This is a genomic window from Pseudomonas sp. Sample_14 (assembly GCF_004307515.1).
GTDB lineage: Bacteria > Pseudomonadota > Gammaproteobacteria > Pseudomonadales > Pseudomonadaceae > Aquipseudomonas > Aquipseudomonas atacamensis.
The window spans coordinates 82,222-99,879 of the sequence record NZ_RCOC01000043.1 but is presented as its reverse complement, the minus strand read 5'-3'; the positions used below and the strand labels follow the sequence as shown (position 1 = coordinate 99,879).

General features: G+C 59.3%; 16 protein-coding genes. 14 read left to right on the top strand and 2 right to left on the bottom strand.

The window, feature by feature from the left end:
- Positions 1-133 precede the first annotated feature (133 nt).
- From D8U61_RS10055 to D8U61_RS10020, 8 genes are all read left to right on the top strand, one after another.
- Positions 134-574, top strand: a complete 441-nt coding sequence (locus D8U61_RS10055) for a low molecular weight protein-tyrosine-phosphatase (RefSeq protein WP_041477312.1) — start codon at positions 134-136, stop codon at positions 572-574.
- A gap of 39 nt (positions 575-613) precedes the next feature.
- The gene (locus D8U61_RS10050; protein ID WP_130887715.1) at positions 614-2,836 is read left to right on the top strand and encodes a polysaccharide biosynthesis tyrosine autokinase; all 2,223 of its coding nucleotides are present in this window, start codon (positions 614-616) and stop codon (positions 2,834-2,836) included.
- A 40-nt stretch (positions 2,837-2,876) separates the two neighbouring features.
- Positions 2,877-3,959: a glycosyltransferase gene (locus D8U61_RS10045; protein WP_016775464.1), complete on the top strand. Its 1,083-nt coding sequence runs from the start codon at positions 2,877-2,879 to the stop codon at positions 3,957-3,959.
- Positions 3,960-3,974: 15 nt separating this feature from the next.
- Complete coding sequence (locus tag D8U61_RS10040) at positions 3,975-5,087, top strand: polysaccharide pyruvyl transferase family protein (protein ID WP_041477306.1); 1,113 nt, start codon at positions 3,975-3,977, stop codon at positions 5,085-5,087.
- Complete coding sequence (locus D8U61_RS10035; protein ID WP_130903109.1) at positions 5,084-6,316, top strand: oligosaccharide flippase family protein; 1,233 nt, start codon at positions 5,084-5,086, stop codon at positions 6,314-6,316. Before D8U61_RS10040 ends, D8U61_RS10035 begins: the two co-directional genes overlap by 4 nt.
- Positions 6,307-7,410 (top strand): hypothetical protein, encoded by a 1,104-nt coding sequence (locus tag D8U61_RS10030; protein ID WP_016775461.1) that lies wholly within the window; start codon positions 6,307-6,309, stop codon positions 7,408-7,410. Before D8U61_RS10035 ends, D8U61_RS10030 begins: the two co-directional genes overlap by 10 nt.
- A gap of 12 nt (positions 7,411-7,422) precedes the next feature.
- Positions 7,423-8,469: an acyltransferase gene (locus D8U61_RS10025; RefSeq protein ID WP_125927272.1), complete on the top strand. Its 1,047-nt coding sequence runs from the start codon at positions 7,423-7,425 to the stop codon at positions 8,467-8,469.
- 109 nt (positions 8,470-8,578) lie between these two features.
- A complete protein-coding gene (locus D8U61_RS10020) occupies positions 8,579-9,709 on the top strand; it encodes a GDSL-type esterase/lipase family protein (protein WP_130926859.1) in 1,131 nt (376 codons plus the stop codon).
- Positions 9,710-9,736: 27 nt separating this feature from the next.
- Here D8U61_RS10020 and D8U61_RS10015 read toward each other — a convergent pair whose 3' ends face one another.
- The gene (locus tag D8U61_RS10015) at positions 9,737-10,150 is read right to left on the bottom strand and encodes a mannose-1-phosphate guanylyltransferase (protein WP_130887511.1); all 414 of its coding nucleotides are present in this window, start codon (positions 10,148-10,150) and stop codon (positions 9,737-9,739) included.
- Positions 10,151-10,181: 31 nt separating this feature from the next.
- Positions 10,182-11,015 carry a UTP--glucose-1-phosphate uridylyltransferase GalU gene (gene galU, locus D8U61_RS10010; RefSeq protein WP_041477294.1) on the bottom strand — a complete coding sequence of 278 codons (834 nt, stop codon included), beginning with the start codon at positions 11,013-11,015 and terminating at the stop codon, positions 10,182-10,184.
- Positions 11,016-11,403: 388 nt separating this feature from the next.
- On the opposite strand from galU, the gene galE reads away from it, so the two are divergent.
- The 6 genes from galE (at position 11,404) to D8U61_RS09980 (ending at position 17,605) form a co-directional block, all read left to right on the top strand.
- Positions 11,404-12,420 carry a UDP-glucose 4-epimerase GalE gene (galE, locus tag D8U61_RS10005; RefSeq protein WP_130926858.1) on the top strand — a complete coding sequence of 339 codons (1,017 nt, stop codon included), beginning with the start codon at positions 11,404-11,406 and terminating at the stop codon, positions 12,418-12,420.
- Positions 12,421-12,650: 230 nt separating this feature from the next.
- The gene (locus D8U61_RS10000; protein WP_016775457.1) at positions 12,651-12,887 is read left to right on the top strand and encodes a hypothetical protein; all 237 of its coding nucleotides are present in this window, start codon (positions 12,651-12,653) and stop codon (positions 12,885-12,887) included.
- Between the two features lie 91 nt (positions 12,888-12,978).
- On the top strand, positions 12,979-14,094 hold the full coding sequence (locus D8U61_RS09995) for a polysaccharide biosynthesis/export family protein (RefSeq protein ID WP_177180896.1): 1,116 nt from the start codon (positions 12,979-12,981) through the stop codon (positions 14,092-14,094).
- A 12-nt stretch (positions 14,095-14,106) separates the two neighbouring features.
- Positions 14,107-14,772, top strand: coding sequence for a YjbF family lipoprotein (locus D8U61_RS09990; protein ID WP_071173031.1), 666 nt, complete (start codon positions 14,107-14,109; stop codon positions 14,770-14,772).
- The gene (locus tag D8U61_RS09985; protein ID WP_130903114.1) at positions 14,769-15,530 is read left to right on the top strand and encodes a capsule biosynthesis GfcC family protein; all 762 of its coding nucleotides are present in this window, start codon (positions 14,769-14,771) and stop codon (positions 15,528-15,530) included. Before D8U61_RS09990 ends, D8U61_RS09985 begins: the two co-directional genes overlap by 4 nt.
- A complete protein-coding gene (locus D8U61_RS09980; protein WP_125918354.1) occupies positions 15,527-17,605 on the top strand; it encodes a YjbH domain-containing protein in 2,079 nt (692 codons plus the stop codon). Before D8U61_RS09985 ends, D8U61_RS09980 begins: the two co-directional genes overlap by 4 nt.
- Positions 17,606-17,658 lie beyond the last annotated feature (53 nt).

Genomic DNA, 17,658 nt, shown 5'->3' with positions numbered 1-17,658 from the left:
CGGCTTAAAACGCTGTGGTACTTAATGTTCCTGTACTAACAGGGCGAAGCTATTTCTGAGTGCAGGAAAGTCGAGAGGGTTCATTAACTTTCACGGCATGTTGGCTGTTTGATATTACACAGGAAAGCAAGACTTGTTCAAAAAGATCCTCGTTGTCTGCGTGGGCAATATATGCCGAAGTCCGACGGCTGAACTGCTGCTGCGCAACGCGCTGGGCCAGTCCGCCATCACCGTGTCCTCAGCCGGCCTGTCCGCCCGCGTGGGCGAGGGCGTGGAGGCCTCGGCGCGGCAGGTTCTCGAAGAGCACGGGCATTGCGCCGAGGCCTTCAAGGCGCGGCAACTGACCTCGGACATCGTCAATGACTCGGACCTGATCCTGGTCATGGAAAAGACCCACGTCAATCAAGTGCTGAAGATTGCCTCGCACGCCCGAGGCAAAGTGTTTCTGCTCGGCAAGTGGCAGAGCGAGCGCGAAATACATGATCCGTATCGTCAAGGCAAAGCCGCGTTTATTCATGCCCACGCATTGATTGAAGATGCTGTTAGTTCATGGGCAAAGCGTCTCGGGCATTGATGAATCTTCTTCAGAACAGTAAATGGTAAGAACAGACTTATGCAGTTACCGTCCGTAATCGGCACCCGCGACAATGATCAAGACAGTATTGATCTGCTCGGCATCTTCGGCAGCCTGATCGACCAGAAGTGGCTGATCGGCGCGCTGACCGGTGCCTTCATGGTCACCGGCGTCGCCTATGCGGTTCTGGCAACGCCGGTGTACCTGGCGAACGCGCTGGTGCAGGTCGAACCGAAAAAGAACGACATGCTCGGTTTCTCCGACCTCAACAGCATGCTCGGCGGGCAATCGCCGTCGGTGACCGAAATCGGCATCATCAAATCCCGCGCGGTGATCGGCAAAACCGTTGACGACCTGCGCCTGGATATCGACGTCACCCCCAACACGTTCCCGTTGATCGGCGGCTTTCTCTCACGGCGCTATCGCGGTGACAGCGAGACCAGCGTCGCGCCGCCGCGTTTCGGTTTGACCAGTTATGCCTGGGGTGGCGAGCGCCTGGAATTCACTCGGCTGCAATTGCCGAAAGACCTGCTCGGCAAGAAACTCACCCTGATCGCCGGCGAGCAGCAGCGTTTTGAGCTATTCGATGAAAACGACAATCTGCTCGCCGAAGGCGTCGCCGGCGAGGCGTTTGCCAATGACGGTGTAGAAGGGCAGATCGCGCACTTGTCGGCCAACCCCGGCACGCGTTTTCAGGTAGTGCGCAATCCACGCATCGTGACTATCCAGGGCTATCAGGACGCGCTGGATATCTCCGAACAGGGCAAGGAGTCGGGGATCATTCGTCTGGCGCTGGCCAGCTCGGACGCGGCCGAGGCGGTGAAGATCCTCAACAAGATCGCCTCGCTCTACGTCGAGCAAAACGTACGGCGCACTTCGGCGGAAGCTGCGCAGAGCCTCGCGTTTCTGCAAAGCCAGTTGCCCCAGGTCAAGCGTGATCTGGCCAAGGCCAGCGACGCCTTGAATGCCTACCAGACCCACGGCAAGACCGTGAACATCTCGCTGGAAACCCAGTCGGTGCTGGGCCAGTCGGTGGCGCTGGAAACGCGCATCTCCGAGCTGAAAATGCAGCAGGCCGAACTCGATCGCAAGTTCACCAAACAGCATCCGGCCTATCGCGCCTTGATGACGCAGATCGGCGAATTGACCCAGCAGCAGAAATCCCTCGAAGGCAAGGTTCAGGACTTGCCGGCCACCCAGCAGGAATTGCTCAACCTGACCCGCGACGTCGAGGTGGCTTCGCAGATCTACACGCAGTTGCTGAACAAATCCCAGGAACTCGACATCGTCCGCGCCGGGGCCGTCGGCAACGTGCGCCTGATCGACACTGCCGATGTCGACCTGACCAATCCGATCAAACCCAAAAAACCACTGATCGTGCTGATCGCGACATTGCTTGGCGCGTTTGTCGGCGTGGCCCTGGTGCTGCTGCGCAAATCCCTCAGCCGAGGCCTTGAAGGCCCGGAAGGCATCGAGCAGTTGGGCCTGCCGGTTTATGCGTCGATTCCCTACAGCGCCTTGCAGGAAGAAGAGGACAACAAAAAGGGCCGCGCCCGCGACGGCGTCGACAAGCCGGCGTACCTGCTGGCGCTGCGCAACCCGACCGATCTGTCGATCGAATCGATCCGCAGCCTACGCACCTGCCTGCACTTTGCCGGGCTCGATTCGACCAACAACCGCATCATGATTTCCGGGCCGAGCCCACAGGTCGGCAAGACCTTCGTTTCGTCCAACCTTGCGGCGGTCATGGCCCTCAGCGGCCAGCGCGTGGTGCTGATCGATGCCGACATGCGCAAAGGGCATCTGCACAAAACCCTCAACACGCCGATCAGCAACGGTCTGTCCGACCTGCTGGTCAAGCGCTGCACCCTTGAGCAGGCGATCAACAAAGTCGAAGTCGACAACCTGCATTTCATCAGCCGGGGGCAAGTGCCGCCCAATCCTTCCGAATTGCTTATGCACGCCAACTTCCGCGAACTGCTGGCAGAACTCAGCGAGCGCTACGACCTGGTGATCATCGACACGCCGCCGCTGTTGGCAGTGACCGATGCCGCCATCGTCGGTCGCGAGGCCGGCATCAGCCTGATCGTCACCCGCTTCGGCGTGAACCCGGCCAAAGAGATCGAACTGACCATTCGCCGCTTCGCCCAGAACGGCATCGAGTTGAAAGGCGCGGTGTTCAACGGCGTCGAGAAGCGTGCGGCCAGCTATTACGGCGGCACGGGCTATTACAACTACGAATACGCGTCCGACAAATCCTGATGGTTGCCGATTGTTCTTTCCTGTTTGAAGTGGGTGAGTTGTGAAAAAAATACTGCACGTGGCAGAGACGATCAAAGGTGGCGTGGCGACGGTGATCCGCACGATCTCGGCATCCCCCGAAGACGACGCAGCGAATTATCAACTGGTCTATCTGGTACCCGAGGATCAGGCCAAGGAGCTGCACGGCATCGCCCCGCAGCAGGTGCGCACCTTCCCGCGCAGTGGTCGCAACGTGCCGTCGCTGCTGCGTTTCGCCTGGCGTCTGAGCCAGGTGCTGCTCAAGGAAAAACCCGACGTGGTGCATTTGCACAGCACCTTTTCCGGAGTTATCGGCCGTGTGGTGTGTGTGCTGTTGCGACCATGGCGCAAGCCGAAAATCGTCTACTGCCCGCACGCGTTTTCGTTCCTGATGGAAAGCTCGCCGACCAAGCAGAAGGTCTATGCGTGGATCGAGCGCGTGCTGCAGAAAGTCACCGACGTGATCATCTGCGTCAGCCAGTACGAGCTGGATAAAGCCGCGCGTTTCGGCATCGAGCGCAAGCGCATGAAGCTGATCTACAACGGCATTCATCACAAGGACGACGCACCGAAAAGCGCTGGCGCCGAGCCGATTCATCTGCTGTTCGTCGGGCGTCTGGATTACCAGAAAGGCTTCGACGTGCTGCTCAAGGCCTACGCCAAGGTCAATCGCAACGACCTCAAACTGACGGTGGTTGGCAGTGCGGTCAACGAAGACTCGGTCGAGTGCCCGCCGATGGATTCGGTCGAGTACCTGCCGTGGGTGACCCCGAGTGAAGTGCAGGCGCTGTATCAGAAAGCCGATGCGCTGATCGTGCCGAGTCGCTGGGAAGGCTTTGCCATGGTGCCGCTGGAAGGCATGGCCATGGGACTGCCGGTGATTGCCAGCAACTGCACTTCACTGCCGGAACTGGTCACCAACGAAGTGTCCGGCTACGTGTTTCCGTCCGGCGATCACCAGGCGCTGGCCGATGTTTTGACGATCATCCAGAAGCCGCGCCTGCTCGACCTCGGCAACGAAGGCCGGAGCATTGTCCGCGAACGCTTCAGCGCCGCGTTGATGATCCGCCAGACCTACGACCTGTATCACGCTCCCACTTATTAAGTAGAACTCAAGCTTATGAACGTAACGATTTTGCATGGCTACAGTGCGTCCAACTCCGGTGACGGTCTGCTCGTCGATCTGGCCATTGCTCTGGTGCAGCGTAACTTCGGTGACGACACCGCGATCAGTGTCGTGGCGTCCGACCCTGAGTCGTTCAACTATCTGCCGCACCCGCGTTTCGATGCGCCGGTGATGGCGGCCAAAGGTCTGGGCCGGGTCAAGCAAGCGGTGTTTCTCAATCAGTCCTACGCCGGGCTCGCCGATCTGCTGAAGAAGACCGATCTGATCGTCGGCGTTGGCGGTGGTTACATGCGTTCGAAAAGCGCCTTCGAGCACATCAAGCTGAAGCTCGGCCATGCCAAGCAACTGGAAACCGCGATTCTCAGCAAAGTGCCGTCGGTGTACCTGCCGCAGAGCATCGGCCCGTTCCACGGTGAGAGCAGCAAGATCGTTGAACACTACGCCAGCGCTGATGCGGTGTTCGTGCGTGACAACCGTTCCTCGGCAATTTTTGATGCTTGCGAAAACGTCTACCGCGCGCCGGATCTGGCGGTGCAGTCGCTGGCGAGCAAGATTCTTCAGCAACCGAAATTCACCCGCTGCGCCGCCTCGCCGGCGACAGTCTGCGTGGTGCTGCGCAAGCCGCCGGAGTGGAGCAAAGAGAAGAAGGTCGCCTACGTGGCCAATCTGAAACTGCTGCTGCAGCGTCTGAAGAACAAAAGCAAAGTGGTCTGCGCCGTGCAAAGCGCGGTGCGCGGCAACGATGACGGCGCGTTCTACCGCGAGCTGGGCATCAACGAAGATCTGCTGTCGCTGAAGGCAACCATTGCCAAGTACCAACCGGACTTGGTGATCTCGGTGCGTCTGCACGGCGCCATCGAATCGCTGCTCTCCGGCGTGCCGGCGTATCACATCAGCTACGAGCGCAAAGGCTTTGGCGCCTATCAGGACATGGGCGTCGAGGACTGGGTGATCAACGGCGGCGATATCGACGTCGACACCATCATCAACACCGTTTACGCGCCCAATGCCTTGGCGGATTTCGGCAAGCGCCTGACCGACACTTGCCGCGAGATCGAGGCGAAAACCGTGGCCATGGACGAAATCATCAAGGGTGTCGTTCGATGATATTTCGGCTGTTGCTTCGCGGCGGAGCCTTGGGCGCGAAGTTCTTGCTGGTGTTGGCCATCACCCATTACCTCGGTTACGAGGCGCTGGGTTTTTACGGTGTGGTGGTCGCGGCTTCGCTGATCGCATCGAAGTTCTACAGCGTCGGCTTCAGTTCCGAGATCAACCGTTTGATCAGCGTCGGCGGCAGTTCGCGGCGGGTGGTCGACAAGGTTTTGCTGCTGTATCTGGCGGTGGGGCTGTTGTTGTCGATACTGACGGTACTGATCTATTCGCTGTTCCAGTCGGTGGAAGCAACCGCCACGTTGATCCTGTGCGTGACCCTGGTGCTGCTCACCGAACATCTGTCGTTCGAAATCAATTCCTTCGTGTTTTCCGCGCAGAAAGCCACCGCCGGAGCTCTGCTGTTCTTCATCAAGACCGGCCTCTGGGCGGTGTTGGCGGTGGGCGGCATGGTGCTCGGCTGGGTCGCGGGCATCGCCAGTGTGTTGTGGCTGTGGGTCGCCGCCAACGTGCTGGTGATCGTCGCCGGTTATTTGATCGTGGTGAATGTGCACAAGGGCCGCGAAGCCGCGCCGCTGGACACCGCGACGGTGTGGAAGGCCGGGTTGCCGTTCTATCTCGGCACCGGTCTGATCGCCCTGAGTCAGTATGCCGAGCGCTTTCTGATCATCGACCTCGAGCCCTACGCCAGCCTCGGTAAATACGTGTACGCGTGGTCAGCGGCCAACACTTTGCAGGCATTGTCGTATGCGGTGGTGGCGGTGGTCGGCATTCCGGTGCTGGCCAAGCGTTTCCAGGCCGATCAGCAGGCATTCACGGTCAAGCAACTGTTCGTCAACAAATGGGTGATTCGCTCGCTGGTGGTTTCCGCCGTTGTGGCCGTGGCGATCTATGTGTTTTTCAATGTGCTGCTCGATTACGTCGCCGCCAGCGTGCCGCGTCCGGATAACGCGCTCCTCGCGGTGCTGATCTTTTCGTTCGCCTTGCGGGCGATTGGCGACATTGTCTGGGGCGGTTTGATTGCCTCGAAAAACAGCCGGGTGTCGCTGGCCAGCGCTGCGCTCTGCCTGCTGATTTCAGTGCCGGTCAGCTATGTGCTGATCAAGCATTACTCGATCTATGGCGCGGCGTGGGGCAATGTTTTCGCCATCGTCGTGCAGCTCAGTGTGATTGCACTGTTGACCCGTGTCAGCGGCGCGAAAAAGGCTGCGCTGTCATGGGCCTGAAACTGCCGCGCATCGAGTTTCGTGGGCGCAAATTCGATTCGTCGATTTCCTTCCTGATTCTGTTCACCGGGCTGTTTCTGTCAGTGGCGATGCCGTTGCTGGTGCCGCGTGATCCGGGGCCGGATGCGATGACGTTGTGGTCGTCGTATGCGCGCGCCGACAACTGCAATTTCTGGAACCCGTTCTCGCCGGATCGCTCGTCCTACGAATGTTCGGCGTTCCTGCTGCGGCCCACCGGGATCAACCTGACCAACGCCTGGGCCTACGGCATGTTCTGCAATTTCTTCCTCACCGCAATTCCGGTAGTGGTGTTCCGGCGCATGCCGTTGACCATTTTCGGCACCCTGTGCCTGTGGGGCATCGTGCGCTCGTTTTTCCTTGAGAACCTGACCAAGGAAATCATCGTGTCGGTGGCGGTGTTGAGCATTCTGCTCAGCGCATTGACGCGCAAATATCGCGGCGGTTTTTTCCTCTCAGCGGTGATTTACGGCGTGTTGATCCGGCCCTACTGGATTCTGTTTTCGCTGTCGTGGGTCGGCGTCTGCGTGATGAAAAAGTACGTCTCGCGCTTCACCTTTTTTCTGATGCTGTTCCTGTTTTATCTGGCGGTGGCCATGGCCATTCAGCTGGCGCTGGGCTTTCCGGTGTCATCGATCCGCGCGAGCAACAACGAGCTGCGCACGGCGGGCGAGGAGGGCTCGAAGTCGCTCATCGTGTCGTGGCTCAGCGGCAGTGACTTCGTCTCCCAGGCACTGGACTCAATGATCATTTTCTTCCGGCTGTCGTTTCCGGTTGAGCTGATTCTGCTGTCCGGGCCGGGGCAGGTGATCTTCGTTGCGCTGATGATCATGACTGCACTGCTGCTGTTCAAAGTCATCACTTCGACCGACTACAAGGGCGCGCCGATCCAGACCAAACCCAAGGAACTGATCGCGATTCCGCTGGCGTTTCTGTTAGTGCAAGGCTTGTTCGAGCCGGACTTCGGCTCCTTCGCCCGACACTTCTCGATGGTCGTGCCGGTGTTGTTCGTCGGCCTGGGCTTGATGCTGCGCGCGAACAAACCGGTGCAGGTCGAATCAAGAATTCTCACTTAAGGCAGGTGCTCTATGTCGAGCAAGAAAAAATCCCTGGAGATCGAAACCCTGCGCGGCCTGGCGTGCCTGCTGCTGGTGCTCTATCACGTCATCGGCCCGCTGGGCGGCGGCTTGAAGATCGACATCGGCTCGCCGTTCCGGGTCATCGCCGACTCGATGGTGTACGTGCGCATGCCGCTGTTCACGTTCATCTCCGGCTACATCTATTCGATCTACAAGATTCGCGGCAATGACTTTTCCGCGTTCTTCGCCGGCAAGGTGCGGCGGCTGATCGTGCCGCTGTTCTGCGTCGGCGTGCCGTTCTCGGTGCTGCAAGCGGTGGGGCCGGGGGTGAACAAGGACGTCGGCGTGATCGACGCGTTGTTGTCGTTCTGGGTGCCGATCAACCACTTCTGGTTCCTGCAGGCGGTTTTCAGCATTTTTATCTTCGTCGGCTTGCTGGAGTGGCGCGGCCTGTTGCATTCAGCAACGCGGCTGTATGGCTTGTTTGCGTTTGCGGCAGTGTTGTTCCTGCTGCCGCCGTTGCCGCTGGATGCGTTCGGTATCAACGGTGCGATTTACCTGCTGCCGTTTTTTGTTGCAGGGATGATCGGTCAGGAAAATGTCGATGTTTTGAAACAGCGTTTCAAAGTGATCGGGCCGCTGCTGTTTGTGCTGATCTCGCTGACGCTGTTGTATGTCGCGGCGATTGATCGTGAGCTGATTGTCGATCGCCGCAGCCTGATTGGTTTGACGGTGGGGTGCGTGTCTTGTATCGCATTGCTGTCGAGTGACATGCGCTCGAAAGCGCTGACCTGGCTCGGCGGGTATTCCTATGCGATTTTCCTTTTTCATGTGCTGTTTGCCGCGACCTCGCGGTTTGTCCTTGGGCGCCTCGGCGTGAAGGATGAGAGCTTGCTGGTGTTTGGTGGTCTGAGTTGTGGATTGCTCGGGCCGGTGCTGTTGGCGATGGTGTTCAGCCGGTTCAATTTCACCTCGGTGTTGTTCCTTGGCGAACGTGCGGCGAAGAGGAAAGCACCGGTGATTGTCGCTCCGGTGGTGCAGACGCAGAACAGCTGAAAACTTCGCGAGCAGGCTCGCTCCCACAGAGGTTGTGTGAATTGCACAAGGTCTTTTGTGGGAGCGAGCCTGCTCGCGAAGGGGCCATCCCGGACAAAGGAAATATTCAATGATGCCAGTAGACGCCCCTCAACCAGTCGCCACCTCGGCCATCACGATAGACGATGCCCGCCAGCGCTTTGCGCAGTGGCGCGAGGGCAAGGCCGGCAAGGTGCTGGCGGTTTCGGTGATCGGCGACAGCTACACCGCCGGGCAGGATTTCTACCTGAATAAACTGGTGCAGCGAGTGGCCGCCGAGGTGGGTTTCGCCGGCCCCGGTTACGTCGGTTTCAACCACGGCGCGGCGCTGGGCGGCACGCATTTCAAATACACCCGCAGCAGCGACAAATACTTCGGCGGCGGCTGGAAGGTTTCCGAGCTGGGCCAGGCCAGCCCGGACAGTCGCACGATCAGCGGCAAGCCGGGCGCCTGGTTGCAAGTCGATGCCAGTCCTTCGCCGCGCATCGATACCACGGTCACTCAGGCGAAACTGTTGTATCTGGGCAACGGCGAAGCCGACGAGCTGCGCTATCGCTGGTCGCCCGCGCAAGCCTGGCAACCGTTGAAACTCGCAGGCTCGGGCGTTCAGGAAGTCGCGCTAGCGGGCGTTCCATCAGCCGCAGACTGGTCATTCAGACTGGAAGTGGTGAAGGGCGCGCCCACGTTGTTCGGCCTTTGGATGACGAATGATGAGAAGGGCATTCGGGTGTCGAAACTGGCGGCCTCCGGCGCGGCATCCGCGGATTTCTATCACGCCGATCCACAGTGGCAGGCGCAGTGGAAAGCCGTGGTGTCGAAGATCCCGGCCGATGTTTACCTGATCATGCTCGGCGGCAACGATCAGGGCTTCGGCGTCAAACCTGCGCAGTACCTGCAAAACGTTCAGGGCCTGGTGAGCATGCTGCGCGAGATTCAGCCGGCGGCGAGCATCAACCTGATCATGCGTCAGGACACCACGCGCTCCAGTGCTTATCCGATGTCGGCCTATGCGCAGGTGCTCGAACCGTGGGCGCGGGAGCAGCATTTGGGCTTCGCCAACCTGCAATGCGCGTTCGGCCCCGACGTTAAACGCTACGCCAGCGCGATGATCGGCCCGGACAAGATTCATCCGTTGCCGGCCACGGGCGGGAAGGTGATTGCCGATTATTTTTATGGCTGGATCATGGGCGCCAACGACCGTTGCGACGGCGGCGGACAATGATCGTTCCCACGCAGAGCGTGGGAACGATCATCGTGCAGGAGCGAAGTTGTCGACTTGTTCGAGTAATTCCGCGAGCTTCTGCGGCATCAACCGCGCATCACAGCGGGTCTCGACGTTAATGATGATCGCCGGATCGTTGCAGCAGATGCGCACGCGAAAACGCCAGTCGCTGAAGATCACTTTCAGGCCATCACGGTCATCCATTTCCAGCGCCTGTTCGCCATACAACGCCTTCAGGTGCGCGAGCAGCGGATAAGGATCGCGCAGCGGCCGGCGAATATCGCCGGACGCAGGAAACACACCGATCCGTTCCACCAGCAGAATCGTTCCCAGCCAGGTTTCGTTGGCGCTGGGCAGCGGTTGATGGCGCGACAACCAGCTCATCACCCCGAGGTTGCCCACCTCACGTTCAATCTCTGTCGAATGTTGTGCAATGTTCATGGTTGCCTGCCTCTGGTGATGGGGGGCCGTCTCAGCGGCCCTTGAGGTACACGTTGTCGTAGCAGAAGTTGGTCGCCTGCAAGTAGCCCTCGGCATCGCCGCAATCAAAGCGCAGGCCTTTGAATTTGTAGGCCAGCACGCAGCCGTTCTGCGCCTGTTTCATCAGTGCGTCGGTGATCTGGATTTCGCCGCCCTTGCCCGGTTCGGTGTCGGCGATCAGGTCGAAAATGTCCGGGGTGAGGATGTAGCGCCCGATGATCGCCAGGTTTGACGGCGCGTCCTGCGGCGCCGGTTTTTCCACCATGTTGTTGACCCGGTAGATGCCCTCGGAAATCAGCTCACCGGCAATCACCCCGTACTTGTGAGTCTGGTCGGCCGGGACTTCCTGGATGGCGACGATCGAGCAGCGGAATTTCCTGTACAGCTGAATCATCTGCGACAGCACACCGTCGCCTTCGAGGTTCAGGCACAGGTCGTCGGCCAGTACCACGGCAAACGGTTCGTCGCCGATCAATGGGCGACCGCTGAGAATGGCATGGCCCAGGCCTTTCATTTCCACCTGACGAGTGTAGGAGAAGGTGCAGGTGTCGATCAGCTCGCGGGTGCCGGCGAGGAATTTCTCTTTCTCGGTGCCACGGATCTGGTGCTCGAGTTCGTAGCTGATGTCGAAGTGGTCTTCCAGCGCGCGCTTGCCCCGGCCGGTGACGATGGCCATGTGTTGCAGGCCGGCGTCCCGTGCTTCTTCAACGGCGTATTCGATCAACGGCTTGTTGACGATCGGCAGCATCTCTTTCGGCATGGCTTTGGTCGCCGGCAAGAAACGCGTGCCGTAGCCGGCAGCGGGGAACAAACATTTACGAATCATAAAAGTATCCTGGACAGTCATGGAACACAGGCGACGGTTGCGCACCACAAAGTGGCGGCAAGTTTCAATGATTATTGAAGGCTTACTTTAATACCCGAGTCAGGTTGTTGCTGGCAATTAGTTGCGCTGTTAAAAAGCGCTAATGTTATGAGATGTCGACTACTTGGTTATTAGTTATTTTTAGTCGGTATCCGTCGATAGTGATAAGTGTCCAGGGAGTGCTAATAAGTACCCGTCAAACAGTTTGACCGGCAAAAATAATTATTGCCAAGTGGTTGAACTAAATTTGTTTGAGGTTGTTGTCGCCCTGTTTGTGTGAATTGCTCCGCATATCCACCAGGCATGGCTTGACACGCTACCGGGTATTTATTCAATGACGGACCGCGCTATGAAGATTCTGGTAACGGGTGGTGCCGGCTATATCGGCTCGCATACCACACTTGCATTGCTTGAAGCAGGTTATGAAGTTGTCGTTCTGGATAATCTTTGTAACAGCAGCGACGCAGCACTTCACGCCGTTGAAGCCATTTGCGGCAAAAGTGCATGGATGATTCGCGGCGATGTCTGCGATCGGCCGCTGCTCGACCGGATTTTCCGCGAGCATCAGATTGACGCCGTGCTGCATTTCGCCGGGCTCAAAGCCGTGGGCGAGAGTGTGCGCAAGCCGCTCGAATACTACGAAACCAACGTCGGCGGCAGCATCACTCTGTGTCAGGCGATGGCAGCGGCGGGGGTGTTCCGCCTGGTGTTCAGTTCCTCGGCGACGGTGTACGGCGAGCCTGAAGAGATGCCGATTCGCGAGGATTTTCCTACGGGCAATCCGACCAATCCCTACGGTCAGTCCAAGCTGATCGTCGAGAATGTGCTGCGCGACCTGAGCCTCGCCGAGCCGCGCTGGAGCATCGCGCTGCTGCGCTATTTCAACCCGATCGGCGCCCACGCCAGCGGGCACATGGGCGAAGACCCCAACGGCATTCCGAACAATCTGGTGCCGTATATCAGCCAGGTTGCGGTCGGCAGCCTGCGTGAGCTGTCGATTTTCGGTAACGATTACCCGACCGCCGATGGCACCGGCGTGCGCGATTACATTCATGTCGTCGATCTGGCGGACGGGCATTTGAAAGCGTTGCAGTCGATCAGCGAGCGCACCGGCATTCACACCTGGAACCTCGGCACCGGCGATGGCTACAGCGTGCTGCAAGTGCTGCATGCCTTCGAACAGGCCAGCGGGCGGCCGGTGCCGTACCGGATGATGCCGCGCCGCGCCGGTGATATTGCCGAGAGTTTTGCCGATGCTTCGAAAGCGGCGAAAGAGCTCGGCTGGAAAGCCACGCGCAACTTGCAGGACATGGTTGCCGACACTTGGCGCTGGCAATCGAATCATCCCAATGGTTATTCGCGATGATGGCCATTTAGTCTGATGTTAGTTTCAGTCAGGTTGTTAGATAACGTCGGGAAATTACACTGGCAATGCCATTTGCAAATCCGTAGATATAAACCTGCCGTTCGACTTTAGCAGTTGCACAGGACTGTGAAAGAACAACGGATCTTGTTCGCGCTCTTTGCGGACTTGAAAGCTACCAGCTCTGACACAGATCTGTTTTTTAACAGTTCGAATGTTAGAAAGGAGTTGTTATGAAAAAAGTGATGGCAGTTGCCCTGTTGACGATGTTGAGCAACTGGGCTGCCGCCGCTGAAGCGCCGTTGACAGCGGTAACCAATGTAGGTGGCAGTGTGGCGGCTTCGCAAGCGCCCGCGGCCAGTACTGCAATGGTTGCCAGTGCTGTAGCGGCGTCCAACAGCGGTGGCAGTGCCAACGGTGGTACCACCGGTACGACGGGTACCACCGGTACAACCGGCACGCATAACTAACAGGAACATTTGTTAGTGCAGTACAGAGTCGCCCGACGCAAGTCGGGTGACTTTGTTTTTTGGATTCGCCCTTGAATAGCGTAGTGCCATTATGACTCGTAGTGTTTATCTTTTAATGTTGGCAAGTCTCGCTTTGCAAGGTTGCATGTTTTCCCCCGGCCAGTACCTGAGCACCAGCGATATCACCCGCCAGGGTGCCAGCGAAAGCAGTCGGGTCGAGCTGATTCCGATCACCCCGAAGCTGATCGCCATGAACCGCGCCACCCAGAAGCGTGAGTCGCTGCCGGCAGAGCTGCTGGTGACGCCGGCGGAATATCGCATCGGCAACAATGACGTGCTGTACATCACCGTCTGGGATCATCCGGAGCTGACCGCCCCCTCCGGCGCGCAACAACAGATCGATGCCAACGGCCGTCTGGTGCGCTCCGATGGCACGCTGTATTACCCGTTCATCAAGGAAGTCCAGGCGGCCGGCCGGACTATCCAGCAACTGCGCGCGGACATCGAACAGCGCTTGTCGGCATTCATCGCCGAGCCGCAGGTCGACGTCGCGGTGCTGCGCTTCGCCAGCCAGAAAGTCGTGGTCACCGGCGCCGTGACGAAGGCCGGCCCGCAAGCGATTTCGACCAATCCGCTGAGTGTGGTCGAAGCCCTCGGTTCCGCTGGCATCGACACTAATAACGCCGACTTGTCGGGCCTGCTGCTGACGCGCAACGGGCGGGTCTATCCACTCAATCTCGACACGCTCAATCAGCAGGATTCCGAGCTGCAGAACGTCTACCTCAAGGGCGGCGATCAGCTGTATCTGCCGTACAACGACAATAAGCGCATCTACGTCATGGGCGAAGTCAACCAGCCGCGCGCGCTGAGCTTCAAGACCGCGACCATGAACCTGTCCGACGTGCTCGGTTCGGTCGGTGGCCTGAGTCAGACCAGTTCCAACGGCAACGCGGTGTACGTGATTCGCGGCGTGGAAAATCTCGACGTCGAGCCGGCCAAGATCTATCAGCTCGAAGCCGAATCGCCGACCGCCATGGCGCTGGCCTCGCACTTTCAGGTGCGGCCGCAGGATGTCGTCTACGTCGGCCCGGCCAACGTTACGCGCTGGAACCGTTTCATCAGCCAGTTGGTGCCGTCGGCGTCGATTGTCGGCACCGGGGCTTCGGCAGCGAAGAACTGGAGCGAATACAGCAACAACAGCAAATAAGGCCGCCCGACTGTGAACCTATTGAAAGTGGGCGTCTGCCTGATGGCGGCCTCGTTGCTGTGCGGCTGTAACCCGCTGATGAGCGCATCGCTGAACAACCTCAAAGCCGCCGTCGTCGGCCCCGACGAGGTTGATGTGACAGCGGCCGAAGTCGCCGGGGTCAACTACCCGCAACTGAAACTGACCACGCCATCCGGCTCAGGTGTACTGGCGCTGGTGCGCGAGCGCGAAGACCTGCAATTCTGGGTCGCCTCCGGCAAGCAGGTGTTGCTGCTCCGCGATGGCCTCGCCGTGCGCAGCATCGGCCTCGGTCTGCAAGGTGATCTGGATGGCACACGGCTGGCCGATGATTCGCCGTTCAAACACGGTCTGCATCACGTCGCCGACGGTTTCACCACACGGCGCTGGATCGATCTGTACAAAGGCCAGGAAGTCGGCGTGATCGTCAACAGCCGCTTCTCGCGCCGCGCCACCGAAACCCTGGAAATTCTCGACAAGCCTTACTCGGTGCTGCGCATCGATGAACAGATCGACGCCCCAGCCATCGGCCTCAGCGCGACCAACCGTTACTGGGTCGACCCGCGCGACGGTTTCATTCTGCAGAGCGAGCAACAACTGACCTCGCAATTGCGCGTGAAGCTGGTGCAATTGACTCCTGATCGCAGGCATCTGCCGTGAAGCGCTTAAGCCTAATCGCGGCGGGTCTTTTGCTGGTCGCAGGGGCGAGTCAGGCCGCCGTCATCGTGTCCGGCGACGTCGCCAATCCCGGTCCGATCGCATTGCCGCCGGGTGGACGCCTGTTCGATGTGATCAGCGAAGCCGTGCCCAATGCAGAGGGTTATTGGCTGGCGGGCGGCTTGTTGCGCCAGGCGCTGGTCGAGGAACAGACACGGCTCAAGGTCGGCGTGTTGTTCGATCTCGAGGTGCTGCAGCGCATGGCGACGCTGTTTGATCGGCCAAGCCGCGCGGCACTGGCACAGCGCGTTGCTGAAGAAGTCCGACAAATGCCAGTGACCGGACGGCAGATCGCTGACCTCGATCCGGTAGCGGTGGAAGTCGGCTTCGCGCGCAACATTCGCCTGGATGACGGCGATCGGCTGATCTATCCGAAACGGGTTGATGAAGTGCAGGTGTTGGGCGCGGTCACCGAGCCATGTCACTTGCCGTACCAGCCATTGCAGGAGGCTCGTGAATACCTGGAAGGCTGCTCGATTCTCGACGATGCCGAGGCCGATTACCTGTGGCTGATCCAGCCCAACGGCGTGTCGCGGCGCGTCGGCATCGCGCACTGGAATCGCGAGTCCGGGCAGTTTCCGGTGGCCGGCAGCAGGATTCTGGTGCCGATTAAAAATGATGATCTGGATCCGCCTCTTCCTGAATTGAATCAGCAGTTGGCCGAATTCATTGCCACGCAGCTGGCCGAGGTGGTTCGTTGAAGTTACGTTTTGCAGCTGTGTTGTTATTGCCCTGCGGTCTGGCTCACGCCGAGCCGCGCATCACCCAGAATGACTTCGGTGGCGCCGGTCTGTTGCAGACACCGACGGCGCGCATGGCCCCGGCCGGCGAGCTGAGCGTCAATGCCAACCGCACCGATCCCTACAGCCGCTACAGTGTGTCGTTGCAACCGCTGGACTGGCTCGAAGGTTCGTTCCGCTACACCGCGATCACCAACCGGCCGTACGGCTCGGAGGCCCTCAGCGGCAGTCAAAGCTACAAGGACAAGGCGGTCGACGCCAAAGTACGCCTGTGGCAGGAAAGCCACTGGGCGCCGGAAGTGGCGCTGGGCTTTCGAGATATCGGTGGTACCGGTTTGTTCTCCAGCGAATTCTTCGTCGCCAACAAGCGCTTCGACAATTTCGACTTCAGCGCCGGCATTGCCTGGGGCTACATCGGTAATCGCGGCGACTTCGACAACCCGCTGGGCTACGTCAGCAATCGCTTCGATACGCGCCCGGCGCTGGAAGGCACCGGTGACGTCAACTCCGGCTCGTACTTTCGCGGCAAGCCTTCACTGTTCGGTGGCGTGAGCTACCAGACGCCGTGGGATCGGCTGAGCCTGAAGCTGGAATTCGAAGGCAACGACTACAAGAACGAGCCGAAGGACAACGAGATCAAACAGGACTCGCCGATCAACCTTGGCGCGGTGTTCAAGGTGACCGATTCGATCGATCTGAGCGCTGCTTGGGAACGGGGCAACACGGCGATGTTCGGCGTGACCTTTCACACCAATTTCGTCAGCCGCAAGGCGCCGGCCAAGACCTACGACCCGACCCCCGAACCGCTGCCGGCGAAGGCGCCGACGACCTCGATGGAACAGGTCAACTGGGCCGATGTGTCGCGGCGTTTGCAGCAGAATGCCGGGTACAAGGTCGAGCGCATCAGCCAGCGCGATTCCGAACTGATCGTCTATGGCGAGCAGCAGCGTTATTTCCATTCGTCCAAAGCCGTTGGCCGCGCGAGCCGGATTCTCGACAACAGCGTCAACGACGACATCGACTGGTTCACCGTGGTCAACAAGCGCTACGACTTGCCGCTGGAAGAAACCAGCCTGCCGCGCCAGACCTTCCGCGAAGTGATCAACAACGAAGAACCGTTGGAGGCGCTGCACCGCACCACCGAAATCAACCCGGCGATGCCGCACAACGAGAAGACCCTCTACATCGAAGCGCCGCAGCATTTCAGCTATGGCGTGGGTCTGGGCTTCAAGCAAAACGTCGGCGGCCCGGATGGTTTGCTCTATCAATTCAGTGCTGATGCGGACGCGGAATATCGCTTCAACCGCAACACCTGGTGGAGCGGTTTGCTCAGCGCCAACCTGGTCAACAACTTCGACAAATTCGTCTACGACGCGCCGAGCGGATTGCCCCGCGTGCGCACGGATTTGCGCCAGTACCTGACCACGTCAAACACGACCATGCCGTTGTTCCAGCTCAGCCATGCCGAGCAGTTGGATAAGGATCTGTACGGCATGGTGTACGGCGGCTATCTGGAATCGATGTTTGCCGGCGTCGGTGCGGAAGTGTTGTTCCGCCCGACCGGCGAGCGCTGGTCGCTGGGCGCCGATCTGAACTGGGTGCGCCAGCGTGATTTCGATCAGGGCTTTGCCTTGCGCGATTACTCGGTCGTGACCGGGCATATCACCGGCTATACCGACCTGCCGTTCGACACGCTGGCGGCGGTCAGTGTCGGGCGGTATCTGGCCGGAGACTGGGGCACCACCGTGGACATCTCGCGCGAGTTTTTTAACGGCGTGCGCGTCGGTGCCTGGGCAACCATCACCACGGCCAGTAGCGCCGAATATGGTGAAGGTAGTTTCGACAAGGGCCTGTACCTGTCGATCCCGTTCGACGAAATGATGAGCATGTCGACCATGCGCCGCGCCAATTTGGTCTGGGCGCCACTGACCCGAGATGGCGGCGCCAGACTGAGCCGCAGCTATCAACTGCACTCGATGACGGATAGCCGGGAAGGGGACATGTTCTATCGCAACTTCGAGAAGATTACCGAGTAGGCGCTGGTATGTGGGAGCGAGCCTGCTCGCGAAGGCGCCGACACATCCAACAT

Excerpts from the sequence above, each read along its gene's own strand:
- D8U61_RS10050 (WP_130887715.1), top strand. The coding sequence starts at position 614 with ATGCAGTTACCGTCCGTAATCGGCACCCGCGACAATGATCAAGACAGT.
- D8U61_RS10040 (WP_041477306.1), top strand. The coding sequence starts at position 3,975 with ATGAACGTAACGATTTTGCATGGCTACAGTGCGTCCAACTCCGGTGAC.
- D8U61_RS10035 (WP_130903109.1), top strand. The coding sequence starts at position 5,084 with ATGATATTTCGGCTGTTGCTTCGCGGCGGAGCCTTGGGCGCGAAGTTC.
- D8U61_RS10030 (WP_016775461.1), top strand. The coding sequence starts at position 6,307 with ATGGGCCTGAAACTGCCGCGCATCGAGTTTCGTGGGCGCAAATTCGAT.
- D8U61_RS10025 (WP_125927272.1), top strand. The coding sequence starts at position 7,423 with ATGTCGAGCAAGAAAAAATCCCTGGAGATCGAAACCCTGCGCGGCCTG.
- D8U61_RS10020 (WP_130926859.1), top strand. The coding sequence starts at position 8,579 with ATGATGCCAGTAGACGCCCCTCAACCAGTCGCCACCTCGGCCATCACG.
- D8U61_RS10015 (WP_130887511.1), bottom strand. The coding sequence starts at position 10,150 with ATGAACATTGCACAACATTCGACAGAGATTGAACGTGAGGTGGGCAAC.
- galU (WP_041477294.1), bottom strand. The coding sequence starts at position 11,015 with ATGATTCGTAAATGTTTGTTCCCCGCTGCCGGCTACGGCACGCGTTTC.
- galE (WP_130926858.1), top strand. The coding sequence starts at position 11,404 with ATGAAGATTCTGGTAACGGGTGGTGCCGGCTATATCGGCTCGCATACC.
- D8U61_RS10000 (WP_016775457.1), top strand. The coding sequence starts at position 12,651 with ATGAAAAAAGTGATGGCAGTTGCCCTGTTGACGATGTTGAGCAACTGG.
- D8U61_RS09995 (WP_177180896.1), top strand. The coding sequence starts at position 12,979 with ATGACTCGTAGTGTTTATCTTTTAATGTTGGCAAGTCTCGCTTTGCAA.